Annotated in this window: 14 protein-coding genes and 1 tRNA gene; 7 read left to right on the forward strand and 8 right to left on the reverse strand. The window is 60.6% G+C overall.

Features of this window, described 5'->3' with window-relative positions:
• Positions 1-4: 4 nt before the first annotated feature.
• The gene (locus GA829_RS26915) at positions 5-2230 is read right to left on the reverse strand and encodes a RelA/SpoT family protein (protein WP_195175608.1); all 2226 of its coding nucleotides are present in this window, start codon (positions 2228-2230) and stop codon (positions 5-7) included.
• A gap of 111 nt (positions 2231-2341) precedes the next feature.
• Positions 2342-2743 (reverse strand): DNA-directed RNA polymerase subunit omega, encoded by a 402-nt coding sequence (rpoZ, locus tag GA829_RS26920; protein ID WP_195175609.1) that lies wholly within the window; start codon positions 2741-2743, stop codon positions 2342-2344.
• Positions 2744-3066: 323 nt separating this feature from the next.
• On the opposite strand from rpoZ, the gene GA829_RS26925 reads away from it, so the two are divergent.
• Together GA829_RS26925 and GA829_RS26930 are read left to right on the forward strand one after the other, a co-directional pair.
• Entirely contained in the window at positions 3067-3648 is a 582-nt protein-coding gene (locus GA829_RS26925; protein WP_195175610.1) for a LabA-like NYN domain-containing protein, read from the forward strand.
• Between the two features lie 10 nt (positions 3649-3658).
• Complete coding sequence (locus tag GA829_RS26930; protein ID WP_195175611.1) at positions 3659-4321, forward strand: uracil-DNA glycosylase; 663 nt, start codon at positions 3659-3661, stop codon at positions 4319-4321.
• 43 nt (positions 4322-4364) lie between these two features.
• Here the strand turns inward: GA829_RS26930 and GA829_RS26935 are convergent, their stop codons facing one another.
• Positions 4365-5378: a zinc-binding alcohol dehydrogenase family protein gene (locus tag GA829_RS26935; RefSeq protein ID WP_195175612.1), complete on the reverse strand. Its 1014-nt coding sequence runs from the start codon at positions 5376-5378 to the stop codon at positions 4365-4367.
• 110 nt (positions 5379-5488) lie between these two features.
• On the opposite strand from GA829_RS26935, the gene GA829_RS26940 reads away from it, so the two are divergent.
• Positions 5489-5851 (forward strand): winged helix-turn-helix transcriptional regulator, encoded by a 363-nt coding sequence (locus GA829_RS26940; RefSeq protein WP_195175613.1) that lies wholly within the window; start codon positions 5489-5491, stop codon positions 5849-5851.
• A 24-nt stretch (positions 5852-5875) separates the two neighbouring features.
• Here the strand turns inward: GA829_RS26940 and GA829_RS26945 are convergent, their stop codons facing one another.
• The 3 genes from GA829_RS26945 to dapA are packed head-to-tail and all read right to left on the reverse strand — an operon-like array spanning position 5876 to position 8054.
• Entirely contained in the window at positions 5876-6610 is a 735-nt protein-coding gene (locus GA829_RS26945; protein ID WP_195175614.1) for a glycoside hydrolase family 25 protein, read from the reverse strand.
• A gap of 57 nt (positions 6611-6667) precedes the next feature.
• Complete coding sequence (gene smpB, locus GA829_RS26950) at positions 6668-7147, reverse strand: SsrA-binding protein SmpB (protein WP_172230692.1); 480 nt, start codon at positions 7145-7147, stop codon at positions 6668-6670.
• A 25-nt stretch (positions 7148-7172) separates the two neighbouring features.
• Positions 7173-8054 carry a 4-hydroxy-tetrahydrodipicolinate synthase gene (dapA, locus tag GA829_RS26955; RefSeq protein ID WP_195175615.1) on the reverse strand — a complete coding sequence of 294 codons (882 nt, stop codon included), beginning with the start codon at positions 8052-8054 and terminating at the stop codon, positions 7173-7175.
• 272 nt (positions 8055-8326) lie between these two features.
• Here dapA and GA829_RS26960 point away from each other — a divergent pair, with 272 nt between their 5' ends.
• Both GA829_RS26960 and GA829_RS26965 read left to right on the forward strand, forming a co-directional pair.
• Positions 8327-10375, forward strand: a complete 2049-nt coding sequence (locus GA829_RS26960) for a lytic transglycosylase domain-containing protein (protein ID WP_195175616.1) — start codon at positions 8327-8329, stop codon at positions 10373-10375.
• A gap of 132 nt (positions 10376-10507) precedes the next feature.
• Positions 10508-11398: an alpha/beta fold hydrolase gene (locus GA829_RS26965; RefSeq protein WP_195179818.1), complete on the forward strand. Its 891-nt coding sequence runs from the start codon at positions 10508-10510 to the stop codon at positions 11396-11398.
• A 93-nt stretch (positions 11399-11491) separates the two neighbouring features.
• Here GA829_RS26965 and GA829_RS26970 read toward each other — a convergent pair whose 3' ends face one another.
• Positions 11492-12508, reverse strand: a complete 1017-nt coding sequence (locus GA829_RS26970; RefSeq protein ID WP_258052365.1) for a tyrosine-type recombinase/integrase — start codon at positions 12506-12508, stop codon at positions 11492-11494.
• Positions 12509-12797: 289 nt separating this feature from the next.
• Positions 12798-13946, reverse strand: a complete 1149-nt coding sequence (locus GA829_RS26975; RefSeq protein ID WP_195175617.1) for a porin — start codon at positions 13944-13946, stop codon at positions 12798-12800.
• 451 nt (positions 13947-14397) lie between these two features.
• Between GA829_RS26975 and GA829_RS26980 the strand changes: the two genes are divergently transcribed.
• Positions 14398-14488 (forward strand) — tRNA-Ser (locus GA829_RS26980).
• A 149-nt stretch (positions 14489-14637) separates the two neighbouring features.
• Positions 14638-15801 carry a porin gene (locus GA829_RS26985; protein WP_195175618.1) on the forward strand — a complete coding sequence of 388 codons (1164 nt, stop codon included), beginning with the start codon at positions 14638-14640 and terminating at the stop codon, positions 15799-15801.
• Positions 15802-15975: the final 174 nt, after the last annotated feature.

Below are 15975 nucleotides of genomic sequence, written 5' to 3' on the forward strand. Positions count from 1 at the left end.
ATAACTAGCCGTTGACGCGCCGCGCATCGCTGACGCTCGAATTGTCCTTGAGCTGCGACAGCAGCCGGTTCAAGTGCTTCAGATCCCAGACTTCCAGATCGATCAGCATCTCGGTGAAATCGGGCGCGGTCCGCACCATCGACAATGTATGAATGTTGGCGTCGTTGGAGGCAACTACCTGGGCGATATCGGCCAATGAACCCGGCGCATTGATGGCGGTAACCGAAACGCGTGCCGGAAACCGTTCCTTGGTGCGCTCGTCAATGTCCCAGCGCACGTCGATCCAGCGCTCGGGCTGATCGTCATAGGCCTGCAGCGCCGGCGACTGGATCGGATAGATTGTGATGCCAGTTCCCGGCTGCATGATGCCGACAATACGATCGCCGGGCACCGCCCCTTCCGGCGCGAAGCGCACCGGCAGATCGCCACGCACGCCGCGGATCGGCACGGCGCCGTCGCGCGGCTGGTCCTTGTCCTTGCGCGCCGCGCGGCCCGGAATCTGGAACAGCATGCCGGCGGCGTTGCGGATCTTCGACCAGCCTTCCTCACGCTTGGGTGCGGCTGTGGTGACGCGCTCATCCTTGTAGTCAGGGAATACAGCCTTCATGACGTCGCTGGAGGCGAGTTCGCCACGGCCAACGGAGGCCAGCACATCCTCGATGTCCTTGCGCGCCAGCCGGTGCAGCACCTGCTTCAGGCTCTCCTTGGTGAAGGTCTTGCCGGCGCGCTCGAAGGAGCGCTCCAGAATGCGGATGCCGAGACCTGAATATTGCTTGCGGATGGCGTTCTTGGTGGCGCGGCGGATGGCCGAGCGCGCCTTGCCGGTAACGACGACCGATTCCCACGCGGCCGGAGGCACCTGCGCCTTGGAGCGGATGATCTCGACCTCGTCGCCATTCTTCAATTCCGTCATCAGCGGCATGATGCGGCCATTGACCTTGGCGCCGACGCAAGTGTCGCCGACATCGGTATGCACCGCATAGGCGAAATCGATAGGCGTCGCGCCACGCGGCAGCGCGATCAGCATGCCCTTGGGCGTGAAGCAGAACACCTGATCCTGGAACAGTTCCAGCTTGGTGTTCTCGAGGAAGTCCTCGGGATTGTCGCCCTCGGCGAGTTGCTCGATGGTGCGCCGAAGCCAGGCATAGGCGTTGGTCTCCTTCGAGATCGCATGCGCTGCACCATTGGTCTTGCCGCCGGTGTCCTTGTAGATCGAATGCGCGGCAACGCCGTATTCGGCGATCTTGTTCATCTGCCGGGTGCGTATCTGCAGCTCGACGCGCTGACGTGACGGCCCGACAATGGTGGTGTGGATCGAACGATAATCGTTCTGCTTCGGCGTCGAGATGTAGTCCTTGAAGCGGCCTGGCACCATCGACCATGTCGTGTGGATATCGCCGAGGGCGCGATAGCAATCCTCGACGGTCTCGACAACGACGCGGAAGCCGAAAATGTCGGACAGCTGCTCGAACGACAGTGCCTTGGCTTCCATTTTGCGAAATACCGACCAGGGTTTCTTCTGGCGGCTCTTCACATCGGCCTTGAGTCCGTATTTCTCGAACAGCGCGGACAGCGCCCTCTCGATCTCGGACAACACATCCTTGTTGCGTTCGAAGATTTCGGCGAGCCGCGCGGTAACGGCGCGGTGGGCCTCCGGGTTTATGAAGCGGAAGGCAATCTCCTCCAGCTCCTCGCGCATGCCTTGCATGCCCATGCGCCCAGCCAGCGGCGCATAGATCTCCATCGTCTCCTCGGCGATGCGCAGGCGCTTGGCCTCCGGCATGTGGTCGAGGGTGCGCATGTTGTGCAGGCGGTCGGCAAGCTTGACCAGAAGCACGCGGACATCTTCCGAGATCGCCAGCAAGAGCTTGCGCAGGTTTTCCGCCTGTTCAGCTTTCTTGGAGACGAGGTCGAGCTTCTTGAGCTTGGTCAGGCCCTCGACCAGCTTGCCCATTTCAGGGCCGAACAGTTCGTCGATCTCGGCCCGCGTCGCCGTCGTGTCCTCGATCGTGTCATGCAACAGCGCAACGGCAATCGTCGCCTCGTCCATGTGCATTTCGGTCAGGATGGCGGCGACTTCGAGCGGATGCGAGAAATAGGGATCGCCGGAAGCGCGCTTCTGGTGGCCATGCTTCTGCATGGCGTAGACGTAGGCCTTGTTCAGCAACGCCTCGTTGACGTCGGGCTTGTAGCGCTGAACGCGCTCGACAAGCTCATACTGACGCATCATGGGCGCAATCTCACAGGGCTGAAATGAATCATGCGCCGCACTGTTGTACGGCGCATGTCATAGATAGCCACGAAACTGCCTACGCGAAAGTGTCGGCAGTCACTGCAAAGATCAATAATCGTCGCTCTTTTCCGGCGGCACCAGACCTTCGATGCCAGCCAGCAGATCTTCTTCGGTCATGCGATCGAAGGTGACGTTCTCCTCGGCATCGTCGGTGTCGGTCGCCGCGACAGCACCGCCGGTCTGGTCGGCGATCACCTCGCCGTCCGCTTCCGGCTCGTCGACTTCGACGTGCTTCTGCAGCGAATGGATCAGATCTTCCTTGAGATCGTCGGGCGACAAGGTCTCGTCGGCGATCTCGCGCAGCGCGACGACCGGGTTCTTATCGTTGTCGCGCGGCACGGTGATCGGCGCGCCCTGGCTGATCTGCCGGGCGCGATGACCGGCCAAAAGCACCAGTTCGAAGCGGTTGTCGACCTTGTCGATGCAATCTTCAACGGTTACGCGGGCCATGGATTGCCCCTTTCATGCGATGGATTTGATGGAAAACAGGCGCGGTCCATAACCTGAACGCCGCCAAAATACAAGCATCATGGCAATAGCCGGCTCGAACCGCGCCCGATCTGTCGTTCGACCACCGGATTCTTGATCGAAATCGATTTGCGCAGCCGCGCCGCGACTGTCGATCACAATTGCTTGCGATGGGCAACTCACCCTTGGATTGCCGCAAAACTGGCGTTATTCCGAATGGTGGATGGCAGTCGGCTTATTTCGAAACCCGACGGATAGTTACGGCGTATTTAAGAGACCGCTTATTTCCAAAAAAGGATATTTCCATGTTTGACCCTCGTGAAAAAATCGCTCTTTTCATCGACGGCGCCAATCTTTACGCCACCTCTCGCGCGCTCGGTTTCGATATCGACTACCGCAAGCTGCTGTCGAGCTTCCAGAAGCGCGGCTATCTCCTGCGCGCCTACTACTACACCGCTCTGGTCGAGGATCAGGAATATTCCTCGATCCGTCCGCTGATCGACTGGCTCGACTACAACGGCTTCAAGGTCGTGACAAAACCGGCCAAGGAGTTCACCGACTCGACCGGCCGCCGCAAGATCAAGGGCAATATGGACATTGAACTCACCGTCGATGCGCTCGAGCTCGCCGATGTTGTCGATCACTATGTCATATTCTCCGGCGACGGCGATTTCCGCACATTGGTCGAGGCGCTGCAGCGGCGTGGACGCAAGGTCTCGATCGTCTCCACCATGGCCTCCCAGCCGCCGATGATTTCCGACGACCTGCGACGCCAGGCCGACCATTTCATCGACCTTGTGACGCTCAAGAACGAAGTCGGCCGCGACCCGTCCGAGAGGCCCGTGCGCCGTCCCGAGCCCGCCGAGGTCGAAGAAGACGACTACTGAGGCGGCGACCTTGGTTACTGCCATTGCCACCGCGTCCGAACCCGATCGCGACTGCCCGCTCTGTCCGCGGCTGCACGGCTTCATTGCCGATTGGCGGCAGCGCGAACCGTCATGGTTCAATGCGCCGGTGCCGACTTTCCTGCCGCCTGAGGGCCAAGATACGGTTCAGTTGCTGATCGTCGGGCTGGCGCCAGGCCTGCGCGGCGCGAACCGCACCGGGCGCCCGTTCACCGGCGACTATGCCGGCGACCTGCTCTACAGCACAATGATTTCGCACGGTCTTGCGCGCGGTGAGTTCAAGGCGAGGCCCGATGATGGGCTGGAGCTTGTCGGCACCGCGATCACCAACGCGGTTCGCTGCGTGCCGCCGGAGAACAAGCCGGTGGGTGCGGAAATTTCCACCTGCCGCACATTCCTTGTGCCAACGATTGCACGGTTTCCCAAGCTGCGCGCCGTGCTGGCGCTGGGGTCGATCGCCCACCAATCGACCGTCCGCGCGCTCGGCAAGCGCGTTGCCGCCTATCCGTTCAAGCATGGCGGACAGTTGCCTGCCGACGGGATCACGCTGTTTTCCAGCTATCATTGTTCACGTTACAACACCAACACGGGCGTGTTGACCGAAGCAATGTTCGTCAACGTCTTCAGCGAGATAGCTGCCTTCCTGAAAGGCTGAAAGCAGCACTGGCGTCTCAGGCGGCAGCGCCACGGCCAGCGGGTCAGAAGCCCTCCAGCACAATCTTACCCTTGGCCTTGCCGGTCTCGATCAGCGCGTGGGCTCGCTTCAGGTTTGCAGCGTTGATACGACCCATCGTCTCGCCCAAAGTCGTGCGGATGGTTCCGGCATCGACGAGTCGTGCCAATTCGTTGAGATGCTCGCCCTGCGCGGCCATGTCCTGCGTCTCGAACATCGAGCGCGTGAACATGAACTCCCAGTGCACTGATACACTCTTGCGCTTGAACGGATTGATGTCGAGCGACTGGGGATCGTCGATCAGGCTGAAGCGGCCTTGCGGCGCGATCAATTCGGCGATTTCGGCCAGATGCTGGTCGGTGTTGGTGGTGGAGAAGACAAAGGCTGGTGCGCCGGCGCCCAGTGCGGCGACCTCGGCAGCGAGCGGCCTGGAATGATCAATGACGTAATGCGCGCCGAGGCCGAGCGCCCATTCTCGTGTCTCGGGTCTTGATGCGGTGGCGATCACCTTGAGATCGGTCAGTTGCCGCGCAAGCTGCACCGCGATCGAGCCGACGCCGCCAGCGCCCCCAACGATCAGGATGGCTCGCGCCGCACCTGCGACGGCCTTGTTCACGTCGAGGCGGTCAAACAGGGCCTCCCAGGCGGTGATCGCCGTCAACGGTAGGGCGGCGGCTTGCGCAAAGCCAATTGAGCCGGGTTTGCGGCCCACCAGGCGCTCGTCGACAACATGGAACTCGGCGTTGGTGCCCTGCGGTGCCAAAGCCCCCGAATAGAAAACATCGTCACCGGCCTTGAACAGGGTCGCGTCCGGTCCGGCCGTGACGACCTGGCCGGCGGCATCCCAGCCGAGCACGCGCCATGCACCGGCTTCGGGGCTGGCGTTGCGCCGCACCTTGGTATCGACAGGATTGACCGAGATCGCCTTGATCTCGACCAACAGCTGACGGCCCTTCGGTTCGGGCTTGGGCAAGTCGATGTCGACAAGCGATGCCTCATCGGTGATGGGAGCTGGGATTTGGTAGCCAACGGCGCGCATTTTGATCTCCGTGATTGCTGTTCAGCACGATCAGGAGCAGAGATGCGAATTATGTGCGGTAAGCGCAAGAATGCACATATAAAGCACATAGTGTCGAAAAGGATACCGTCGTGCCGCGCATCCGCCACGATCGATTTGATTGCAGCCCGGGCTGCACCGTGGAGGGAACACTCCGCTACATCGACGGAAAGTGGAAAGGCGTCGTGCTCTACCATCTGTTCGAGGGCACGCTGCGCTTCAACGAGATCCGCCGGCGCATTCCAAACTGCACGCAGCGCATGCTGACCAACCAGCTCCGCGAGCTGGAGGCCGACGGGCTGATTGCCCGCAAGATCTATGCAGAGGTGCCGCCGAAGGTTGAGTACAGCCTGACGCCGCGCGGCAGGAGCCTTGAGCCGGTGATTACAGCGCTGAAGGCCTGGGGCGATGCCAATGTGGCGCTCGCACCGGAGGTTTCCCAAGCCGCCGCATAGGTGGTGCCGCGAGCGCCTGAGGCGTCAAGGAGATGGCAGCGCTTCGGAAACTGGTGAGGCCTGATATAGCGATGCCAAGACACCAGCCCCACCCTGCAGGACATTCAGATCGACATCGCCGCTGATGCCGTCGACATGGCCCCTGTTGTGATACTGCCAATAGACCCAATCATCTCGATCCGGCTGCAGCACCAGCGAGCGGCGCCAGAGCGGGCGAACAGCAATCCGCCCGGAATAGGCATCCGCGGCCTCATCAGTCAGATAGACGATCGCCGGCTTGCCAAACATCGCCTCGACCGGCCCGAGAAACGCCTGTAGCTCGGCATTCAGCTGCTCGGATGTCGGCCGTTGCGGGCAGTTGCCGCCGAACTCGATATCGACAACCGGTGGCAGCAAGGGCTGATCGTGCGGCACCACCGAAATGAAGTTGCGCGCCTGATCGGCGCCAGGCCGGCAGAAAGTGAAGAAGTGATAGGCGCCGACGGCGAGACCAGCGGCACGGGCTTCCTGGAGATTGCTGGCGAAGGCATCGTCGACATGGTCGCCGCCCTCGGTTGCCTTGATGACGGCAAAAGCGACATCGTCGGCGGCAACGCGGCGCCAGTCGATCCGGCCCTGGTGATGGGAAACATCGATACCCCGGATCGGATATCTGTCGCGATCAGGCGAAAACGTCCGGAAGTAGTGGAAGCCGCCGGCAGCGGCGAGGCCGGCAACAACCAGACTTGCGGCGCCCCAAAGAACGATCCGGTTCTTCAAACAGCAATCTCCAACCGGCCTTCACGCGCTGTCATCACCAGGAATAGCAACCTGATGTTACCCGCGTTCTTTCAGCAGGCGGCCCTTTTCGCGGGACCAGTCACGCTGCTTCTCGGTCTCGCGCTTGTCGTGCAGCTTCTTGCCACGACCGACAGCCAGTAGCAGTTTGGCCCTGCCCTGATCGTTGAAATAGATCTTGAGGGGCACCAGCGTCATGCCCTCACGGTCGACGCTTTGCGACAGTTTCGCCATCTCGCGCTTGTTGAGCAGGAGTTTACGGCGGCGGCGGGGCTCGTGGTTGAAACGGTTGGCCTGCAGATATTCCGGCAGATAGGAATTGATCAGCCAGATCTCGCCGCCTTCGACCGAGGCATAGCTGTCCTGGATATTGGCCTGGCCCTGGCGCAGCGACTTCACCTCGGTGCCGGTCAGCACCAGGCCGGCCTCGACCGTGTCGAGCACCTCATAGGAAAACCGCGCCTTGCGGTTCTCCGAGACGGTCTTGTTGTTGGGATCGGCTTTTCTGACCTGGTTCATGATGTGGAGAGGTGGCGCCTCATCCCTAATTAATCAAGCCGGCGTGCTTCATAGCCGCATCGATCTTGGCTGCGGTCGATTCCTCGATCGTGACGAGCGGCGAACGCAGCACGTTCTCGACCTTGCCGAGCTTCGACAACGCATATTTCGCGCCGGAGACGCCAGGCTCGATGAAGATGGCCTTGTGCAGCGGCAGGAGCCGGTCCTGCAGTTCCAGCGCCTTGGCGTTGTCGCCGGCAAGTGTCGCGTCCTGGAATTCGGCACAAAGCCGCGGCGCGACATTCGATGTCACCGAGATGCAGCCGACGCCGCCATGCGCATTGAAGCCGAGCGCCGAGGCATCCTCGCCCGAGAGCTGGATAAAATCCTTGCCGCATGTCGCGCGCTGCTCTGACACCCGCTCGACCTTGCCGGTGGCATCCTTCACGCCGACGATGTTCTTGAAGTCGTGCGCTAGCCGGCCCATCGTTTCCGGCATCATGTCGATCACCGAGCGCGGTGGAATGTTGTAGATGATGATCGGCAGCTTGGTGGCGCGGGCGACAGCGGCAAAGTGCTCGTAGAGACCGCGCTGCGTCGGCCTGTTGTAGTAAGGCGTGACCACAAGTGCTGCATCCGCGCCAGCCTTCTCGGCATATTGCACGAGGCCGACAGCTTCCTCGGTGTTGTTGGAGCCGGCGCCGGCGACGACCGGAACGCGGCCATTGGCCACCTCGATGCAGACCTTGACGACATGACGGTGCTCGTCATGCGACAGCGTCGGCGACTCGCCGGTGGTGCCGACCGGAACGAGACCCGTCGTGCCTTCAGCGAGTTGCCAGGCGACAAACGTGCGAAAGGCTTTCTCGTCGAAACGCCCGCTCTTTTCGAACGGTGTCACGAGCGCAGTAAGCGAGCCTCTCAGCATATCGTCCAACTCCTTGGGACTTGTTTGTAAATGCATATCGTTGCCCCAAAACCGGTACCTGCTTTTGGGCGACATGTATCAGTGTTTTATCGTCGCGCCTTCTAGCTGAAAGCGAAGCGGCGCACCATAGTCTCGACATTGTTACGCGGCAAGCATGGCGATGGTGCCAACACGCGCAATTCGAACGGCCTCGATAACCTTTTGTTAACGGGCCCTTCACCACATCGGCCTAGGCTTACTATATGCCTGTTGGTGATCGTCAAGGACAGGAAATGACCGAAACCACGCCAACGAGGAAGCCTCAGCTTTTCGCGCTGTTCGGTGCCTTGCTGGCGCTGGTGCCAGGCATTGCGATTTGCAGCAGCGTCGACCCGCGAATGACTTCGGCCATCCCAATTGCGAGCTTGCAGGATTCCGACGCGGCGAATACCGCCGGCTCCAACAGCGTTGCGCAACTGAAGGGCGGCCTCGATGCACTGGCCGCCAACGACATCGCCGGCGCCCGCGCCGCGCGTGAGGCTTTGCCGGCCAATTCTCTCGACCGGCACATTCTGGCGTGGGCGATCGCACTGTATGGTGGCGACAAGGTACCAAGCGCCGACATCGCCGATGCCGCCAAGATGCTGCCGAACTGGCCAGGCACAATGGCTTTGCGCAAGAACAGCGAGCGCGCGCTCTACCGTGAAAACCCTACCCCGCAGACCGTGGTGCAGGCATTCAACGGCAGCCAGCCACAGACTTTCGAAGGTGTGATGAGCCTTGCCCATGCCTATGTGGCGTTGGGCAATGCCAAGGCCGCGCGCTCGGTTCTGTCGCCATTCTGGCGTACCGCATTGCTAGAGGCCAAGGACGAGACCGCGCTCATTGGCGAATTCGGCACGCTGATCCCGGCTGCTGATCACCGCTTTCGCATGGAGCGGATGTTTTATGCCGACAGGGCGAGCTCGGCACAGCGCGTCGCCGTGTTGGCGGATGCGGAACCGTTGGCGAAGGCCTGGGCGGCGGCGGATAAAGGTGACAAGAACGCCCCGAAACTGTTGCAAGCCGTGCCGGCTACACAGCGCTCCGCCGGCTATTTCTTCGCTCAGGCCGAGTATCTGCGCAAGCAACAGAAATTTACCGACGCCGCCGCAATGGTGATGCAGGCGCCGGCTGATCGCGAATCATTGGTCGATCCTGATGCCTGGTGGGTCGAGCGCCGGGTGCTGTCGCGCGAACTGGTCGACCAGGGCGACATGAAGACAGCCTACCGGATCGTCGCCGCGCATGCCGCCGAAAGTGCCGCCAATGCCGCCGATGCGGAATTCCATGCGGGATGGTATGCCCTGCGCGGACTGAAAGACCCCAAGCTCGCGGCGACACATTTCGCCCGCATCGCCGAACTGGCCCAAGGGCCGATGACCTTGTCGCGCGCCTATTACTGGCTCGGCCGCGCCGCCGAAGTGGGCGGCCCCGGCAGCGCCAAGGACTATTTCGCCCAGGCCGCCGCCTATGGCACGACATTTTATGGCCAGTTGGCTGCCGAACGCGTTGGCCGGCAGGCGCTCAGCATCGTCTACCCGCAGCCGAGTGCCGCCGATCGCCAGAATTTCGCTGGCCGCGAGGCCGTCGGCGCGATCAAAAGACTGCAGGAAGCAGGGTATGACCGCTACGCCGAGACGCTTTATCGCGATCTGGCTGGGCAGCTGACCAGCCCTGGCGAACTGGCCCTGCTCGCGGTACTGGCGGAGAACCAAAACAACCATTTCATGGCGTTGAAAGTCGGCAAGATTGCCGGCGCGCGCGGCATCGATGTCGGCGCTCTGTCGCATCCGCTTGGCGTGATTCCGGATTCGGCCAATATCTCCGGTTCGGGCAAGGCGCTGGCCTATGCGATCGCCCGCCAGGAAAGCGAATTCAATGTCGGCGCGGTCTCCAGTGCAGGCGCGCGCGGACTGTTGCAGCTGATGCCAGGCACCGCCAGGCAACTGGCCAAGAAGGCCGGGCTACAGTTCTCGCAGGCGCGGCTGACCACCGACGCCGGCTACAACGCGACGCTGGGTGCTGCCTTCCTCGGCGAACAGCTCGGCCGCTTCAATGGCTCCTACGTGCTGACCTTCGCCGGCTACAATGCAGGCCCCAACCGGGCTGGACAATGGGTGGCGAAATATGGTGATCCGCGCGGCAAGGACATCGACGCCGTCGTCGACTGGGTCGAGCGGATTCCCTACACGGAAACAAGAAGTTACGTGCAGCGCGTCATGGAGAACTATGAAGTCTACAAGATGCGCATTTCCGGCAAGTACGACATCGTCGGCGATCTGGTGAATGGCCGGAATTGAGGCGCTATTGCCAGGCAGCAACGGCTGCCATCGTCCTGCTTGCGCTAGCGCGGGCGCTCGCCCGATTTGACCCAATCCCTCCCCGTCTGTAGCAGTCAGGCCGAAACTGAGATGGCGAGCCAGAGCGTGCAGATGTCGAGCAATCCGGATTTTTCCGACTTCTTCTATGCCGCGCCGGATGGCCTCCAGCTTCATGCCCGGATCTATGGGGAAGCCGATTCAGGAAATTGGCCGGTGGTCTGTCTGCCTGGCCTCACCCGTAACGCGCGAGACTTTCATCAACTGGCACTGTACCTGTCCACACGGGTAAAGCACACACGAAAGGTCATCGTCTTCGACTATCGCGGCCGCGGAGAGTCGGCTCGTGACCCCGATGCCGCCAACTACAATGTTGGTGTGGAGGCCGGCGACGCTCTGGCCGGGCTGGCGGCGCTGGGCATCGAAGAAGCGGCCTTCATCGGTACATCACGCGGCGGGCTGATCATCCACGTGCTGGGCATGATCCGACCGGCAATATTGAAAGCCATTGTTTTCAATGACATCGGACCTGTGCTCGAGGCGGCCGGGCTTGCTCATATCCAGTCCTACCTTGAGCGCACGCCGACACCGAAGACCTTTGCCCAGGCGGTCGACGCGCAGCGCCGCGTGCATGGCGCGGACTTCCCGGCCCTCACGGATTCAGACTGGGAACGGATGGTGTCAGCGCTCTATCACCTGACAGATGGCGGCCTGATGCCTGATTTCGATCCCAGGCTGGCCGACGCAGTGGCCAATCTCGACCTGACGCAGCCATTGCCGTCGCTATGGCCGCAATTCGATGCGCTGGCGGCCATCCCTTTGCTCGCCATACGCGGCGCCAATTCGAAACTGTTCTCCGTCGAAACGCTGCGTGAGATGCAAAAGCGCCACCCGGCAATGGAAGCGATCACTGTCGAAGGCCAGGGCCACGCACCCTTCCTTGAAACCGGCGACTTGCCCGACAACATCGCCACGTTCCTCGACAGAGCCGAGCAACTTTCCTGATCCACGCAAAACCCCGCGAATCGAGGCCGATCGCGGGGCTTGAACTGTCTCTGGCTGACACGTCGTCAGCAGCAGCGGATCTGATCCGATGCTCTATTGAACTTTCGACCGCTTCTTCACCACTTTCGCTGCGGCTTTGTCCGCGACTGGTTCGCTCTTGGTCTCAGCCACTACCGTGCAGGGAGATGATGCGGGCTTTCCAGCCCCGCCGTCCGAACCACTGCAACGCGGTGTCTCCAGCACGATGACGCAGCCATCGAGATCGTTGGTGGCCAGATGCGCGTAACGCATGGTCATCGAAAGCGTCTGGTGGCCGAGCCACATCTGCACACGGCAGATGTCTATTCCGCCCTGGACAAGGCGCGAAGCACAAGTGTGGCGCAAGATATGCGGCACCACCTGGTCGTCGGCGCCGAGGCCGACTTCAGCCTTGGCATCATTCCAGATGGCGCGAAACTGCGCCTGGCTGAGCTTGGTGAACGGCCCTTTTGGGCGGCGTCCTTCGGCTGGCGGAAGCTTGATGACCTCCTTGACCCGCTCGGTCATCGGAATTGTGCGGCTGCGACCGGACTTGGTGATCCAGAAACTGACGCGATGTTCCTGAATGTCGTTCCAGATCAGACCAAGCGCCTCGCCGAGACGGCAACCGCTGTCGACGAGGAAGACGGAAAGCCGGTAGGCATCCTCGCTGCGGCTCTTGATCGCCGCGAACAGCCTGACTTCTTCGTCCCTTTCCAGGAAACGAATCCGTCCCGCCCGCTCCTTCTGGCGGCGGAACTCAGGCAGGCTATGGATGTCCCCCATCTTGTGAGCCTTGCGCAGCAGTTTGCTGAGAGCAGCCATCTTTCGATTGATGGTTGCGTTGCTGTTGCCGCGCTGGCGCAAGGTGCCGATAAGGTTGTCCAGGGTACTCTGGTCGAAGGCGCTGAAACGCTCTCCTAGCAGGAGCTCATCTATCTCGCCGATGAACGAACTGACATTGTATTTATGCCGCCCGTCGTCCCACAATATGTCCCGATATGCCGAAAAAAGCTCTGCGACCCTATATGACTTTACTTCTCTGATCTTGTTGTAACTGTATCTTATTTTTGAATTCTGAGAAGAAAACATCGAAAAATGATCAGAGGGCGCACCCTCTTGAATCGCTTCGTTTGTCATTATTAGCCACACCCCCGAGTGGATAGGTCTCACCTAGCCTACTTGGAAGCGTCCTTTCAAGAGTTTTAAGTCATACGGTCGATTTCATCCACCAAGCGGTGGATCCCACGAAATCATACCGCGGACTCTATTCAGCTATCGTTCCCCCTGTTCCTTCTGTCTGCTCTGGCTCAGTCACGAAAACAAAACAGCCCGGGCGTTGAAGCGCCCGGGCTGGATTTCACCTGTAAGGAACCAGCCCTTAGAACGAGCGCTGGAAGCGGAGGATACCGCCGATGCCATCGCTGCTGGCGTGATAGACGCTGTTGGCCTTGTTGAAGTAGTCGACTTCGGCCGTGACCGTGAAGCCGGGGACGATGTCGTAAGCGACGTTGGCCACGAGACCCAAGGTCTTGCCTTCGTCATACGAAGCCTGGACGTTGAACGAGGTCTTCTCGTTGATCTTGTAAGAGCCACCGCCCCAGATCGCCCAGTTGCCGTTCCAGAGCTTGAAGAAGTTCTGGTCGGTATTCTTGTCCGTGCCGTAGCCGCCCATGACGAACAGCGACAGTTCGTTGGTGGCGTTGACGTCCAAGCGAACCTTGCCAGAGACTTCTTCGTAGTTGCTGTCATAGGCGATGACGCCGGTGACCGCACCCCAGCCCTGCGTGTACTTCACGCCGCCGACGACATGCGGGATATAGCTGTCGATCGTGTTCTTGCCAGCGCCTTCTTCGAGCGAGACCACGGCCGAGAAGCCGTTGCCAGCGTCGAAATAGTACTGGATGGCATTGGTGTCGAACGAGCCGTAACCGACGATCGTGTCGTCGATGACGTTGCCGGCGTAGCCGATGAATGTATCGAAGGCCGATTCGTCTTTACCGACACGGAGACCACCGAGCTGGATCCAAGCGAAGTTCAGCGAGACGCCCGAATTGCGAGCCTGCCAATTGTTGGCATCCGCATTGTATAGCGGGTTCACAGCGCCGCCAGGAAGGTACGGATTGATGCCAACGTTCTGGTTGGTGTAGTCGCCAGCGCTGTTGCCGAAGTTGAAGCGGGTTTCGGTGTAGGTCTTCAAGGTGCCGAGTTCGGTTTCCTGGCCGGTCCAGGTCTTCAGCGTGAAGCGGGCATTCTTGGCATAGGTATCATGCGAGGCACCATTCAGGTGGTCCGGAACGTTCTGCGCGCCTTCGCGGTCACCCACGCCGATGTCGTAGCGGACATAGCCGCCGATGCGCAGGCAGGTTTCGGTGCCGGGGATGTAGAAGTAGCCAGCGCCGTAGACGTCGCAGATCTTGACGTATTCAGCGGGTTCCGGCTCGGCAACGACGACGGCGTCGGCGGCGCGCGCACCGGAAACTGCGATCAGGGCCGCAGCGGAGCCGAGAAGAAGGCTCTTAATGTTCATTTTCTGACCTCCAGTCAAAAGTTAAAAAACGGGTCTGGGTATTCTTTGCTGAAGGACAGCGTTCCCTGCCCCATCCCCACTACCGAAAAAGATGCGCACCGCGCCGCTCCTTCGAGATCGACATTACCCATGAGGCGGCGGCGTTCAACCACGATCGTACCGGCAAACGGGCTGTTCGGCTGCTATCCCCTATCGTTGTTGCACAAATGACACGATTTGGCCTCACTCAGAAAGCTCTTGTTAACCATCAGGCCCGTTGCGGCCCTTGCAACGCGGCCGAATCCGGCGAATCCCGCCTAAGCCATCAGCGTGGCCCGAGTCGCCGGCCAGGAAATTGCCGCAGAACCGCCGCATCCCGGAACAGGGGCCATTCGGCGCGGTCTTATTTTTTCCATATAATGACACGGGCTTGTTGATTGTGCCGGCGCTTTTCTTTATCCAGCGGCGCAACGGAGAGGTGGCCGAGTGGTCGAAGGCGCTCCCCTGCTAAGGGAGTAGAGGTCAAAAGCTTCTCGTGGGTTCGAATCCCATCCTCTCCGCCACTTTTGCCTCAGCCGACAGCGGCTTCTCAGAGATAATCCCATAAAAACAAATAGATAGATCGATTTCGCACCGCTTCCGCGGTGCTATCGGGCTCGGAAACATGCAGAAAAGGCCGCTGTTTCGTTCGATTCTGACTGGAGGTCAGAAAATGAACATTAAGAGCCTTCTTCTCGGCTCCGCTGCGGCCCTGATCGCAGTTTCCGGTGCGCGCGCCGCCGACGCCGTCGTCGTTGCCGAGCCGGAACCCGCTGAATACGTCAAGATCTGCGACGTCTACGGCGCTGGTTACTTCTACATCCCCGGCACCGAAACCTGCCTGCGCATCGGCGGCTACATCCGCTACGACATCGGCGCTGGCGACATCGGTTCATTCGATGGCGCGCGTAGCACCGATCACCAGGACGGCAAGGATCAGGCCACCTGGATGAAGAACGCCCGCTTCACGCTGAAGACCTGGACCGGCCAGGAAACCGAACTCGGCACCTTGAAGACCTACACCGAGACCCGCTTCAACTTCGGCAACAAGAATGGCAGCGGCAGCTCCGATTCCGACGGCAACGCGCTCGGCAACCCGGCTGGCAACAAGAACGTCTCGCTGAACTTCGCCTGGATCCAGCTCGGTGGTCTCCGCGTCGGTAAGGACGAATCGGCTTTCGATACGTTCATCGGCTACGCCGGCAACGTCATCAACGATACGCTGGTTCCTTACGGCGATTTCGACACCAACGTCGTGCAGTACTACTTCGACGCAGGCAACGGCTTCTCGGCCGTGGTCTCGCTTGAAGAAGGCGAAGGCGTCGTCGGCACCATCGACAGCTATGTTCCGCATGTCGTCGGCGGCGTGAAGTACACGCAGGGCTGGGGTGCGATCACCGGCGTCGTTGCATATGACAGCAACTACGAAGAAGTCGCTGGCAAGGTTCGCTTGGACGTCAACGTGTCCAGCGCACTGTCGTTGTTCGTCATGGGCGGCTACGGCAGCGATAACAACCTCAATGACGATGCCAACAACACCATCGACGCGCACGGCCGCGGCTTCTACAAGCAGTGGGGCGGCAACTGGGCAATCTGGGGCGGCGGCACCTACAAGTTCAACGAGAAGACCTCGTTCAACGCGCAGGTATCGTATGACGACTGGAAGAACCTCGGCATCGCGGCAAACATCGCCTATGACGTGGTTCCCGGCTTCACGGTCACGGCCGAAGTCGACTACCAGAACGTCGGCAACGACACCCCGGCTAACTCGATCTGGGCCGGCGCGACCAAGAAGAGCAACATCGGCGGCATCCTCCGCTTCCAGCGCTCGTTCTAATCAATATCACTTCGGTGACATCGAAACCCGGCGGGCAACCGCCGGGTTTTTTTCGTTATAGGTTGTTGATGGGTAGGATGTAGCCGATCGCGGCCAAGTTTGTCGGCTGCGACATCCCCGCTCCGGACAGACCAGCGGATATTGCCAATCGGCCCCTTATCCGCAGAGTCTCAT

Source organism: Mesorhizobium sp. INR15 (assembly GCF_015500075.1).
Taxonomy (GTDB): Bacteria; Pseudomonadota; Alphaproteobacteria; order Rhizobiales; family Rhizobiaceae; genus Mesorhizobium.

Bases quoted from the DNA above. Each gene is read 5' to 3' on its own strand.
- GA829_RS26915 (WP_195175608.1), bottom strand. From the start codon at position 2,230: ATGATGCGTCAGTATGAGCTTGTCGAGCGCGTTCAGCGCTACAAGCCC.
- rpoZ (WP_195175609.1), bottom strand. From the start codon at position 2,743: ATGGCCCGCGTAACCGTTGAAGATTGCATCGACAAGGTCGACAACCGC.
- GA829_RS26925 (WP_195175610.1), top strand. From the start codon at position 3,067: ATGTTTGACCCTCGTGAAAAAATCGCTCTTTTCATCGACGGCGCCAAT.
- GA829_RS26935 (WP_195175612.1), bottom strand. From the start codon at position 5,378: ATGCGCGCCGTTGGCTACCAAATCCCAGCTCCCATCACCGATGAGGCA.
- smpB (WP_172230692.1), bottom strand. From the start codon at position 7,147: ATGAACCAGGTCAGAAAAGCCGATCCCAACAACAAGACCGTCTCGGAG.
- dapA (WP_195175615.1), bottom strand. From the start codon at position 8,054: ATGCTGAGAGGCTCGCTTACTGCGCTCGTGACACCGTTCGAAAAGAGC.
- GA829_RS26960 (WP_195175616.1), top strand. From the start codon at position 8,327: ATGACCGAAACCACGCCAACGAGGAAGCCTCAGCTTTTCGCGCTGTTC.
- GA829_RS26965 (WP_195179818.1), top strand. From the start codon at position 10,508: ATGTCGAGCAATCCGGATTTTTCCGACTTCTTCTATGCCGCGCCGGAT.
- GA829_RS26970 (WP_258052365.1), bottom strand. From the start codon at position 12,508: ATGTTTTCTTCTCAGAATTCAAAAATAAGATACAGTTACAACAAGATC.
- GA829_RS26975 (WP_195175617.1), bottom strand. From the start codon at position 13,946: ATGAACATTAAGAGCCTTCTTCTCGGCTCCGCTGCGGCCCTGATCGCA.
- GA829_RS26985 (WP_195175618.1), top strand. From the start codon at position 14,638: ATGAACATTAAGAGCCTTCTTCTCGGCTCCGCTGCGGCCCTGATCGCA.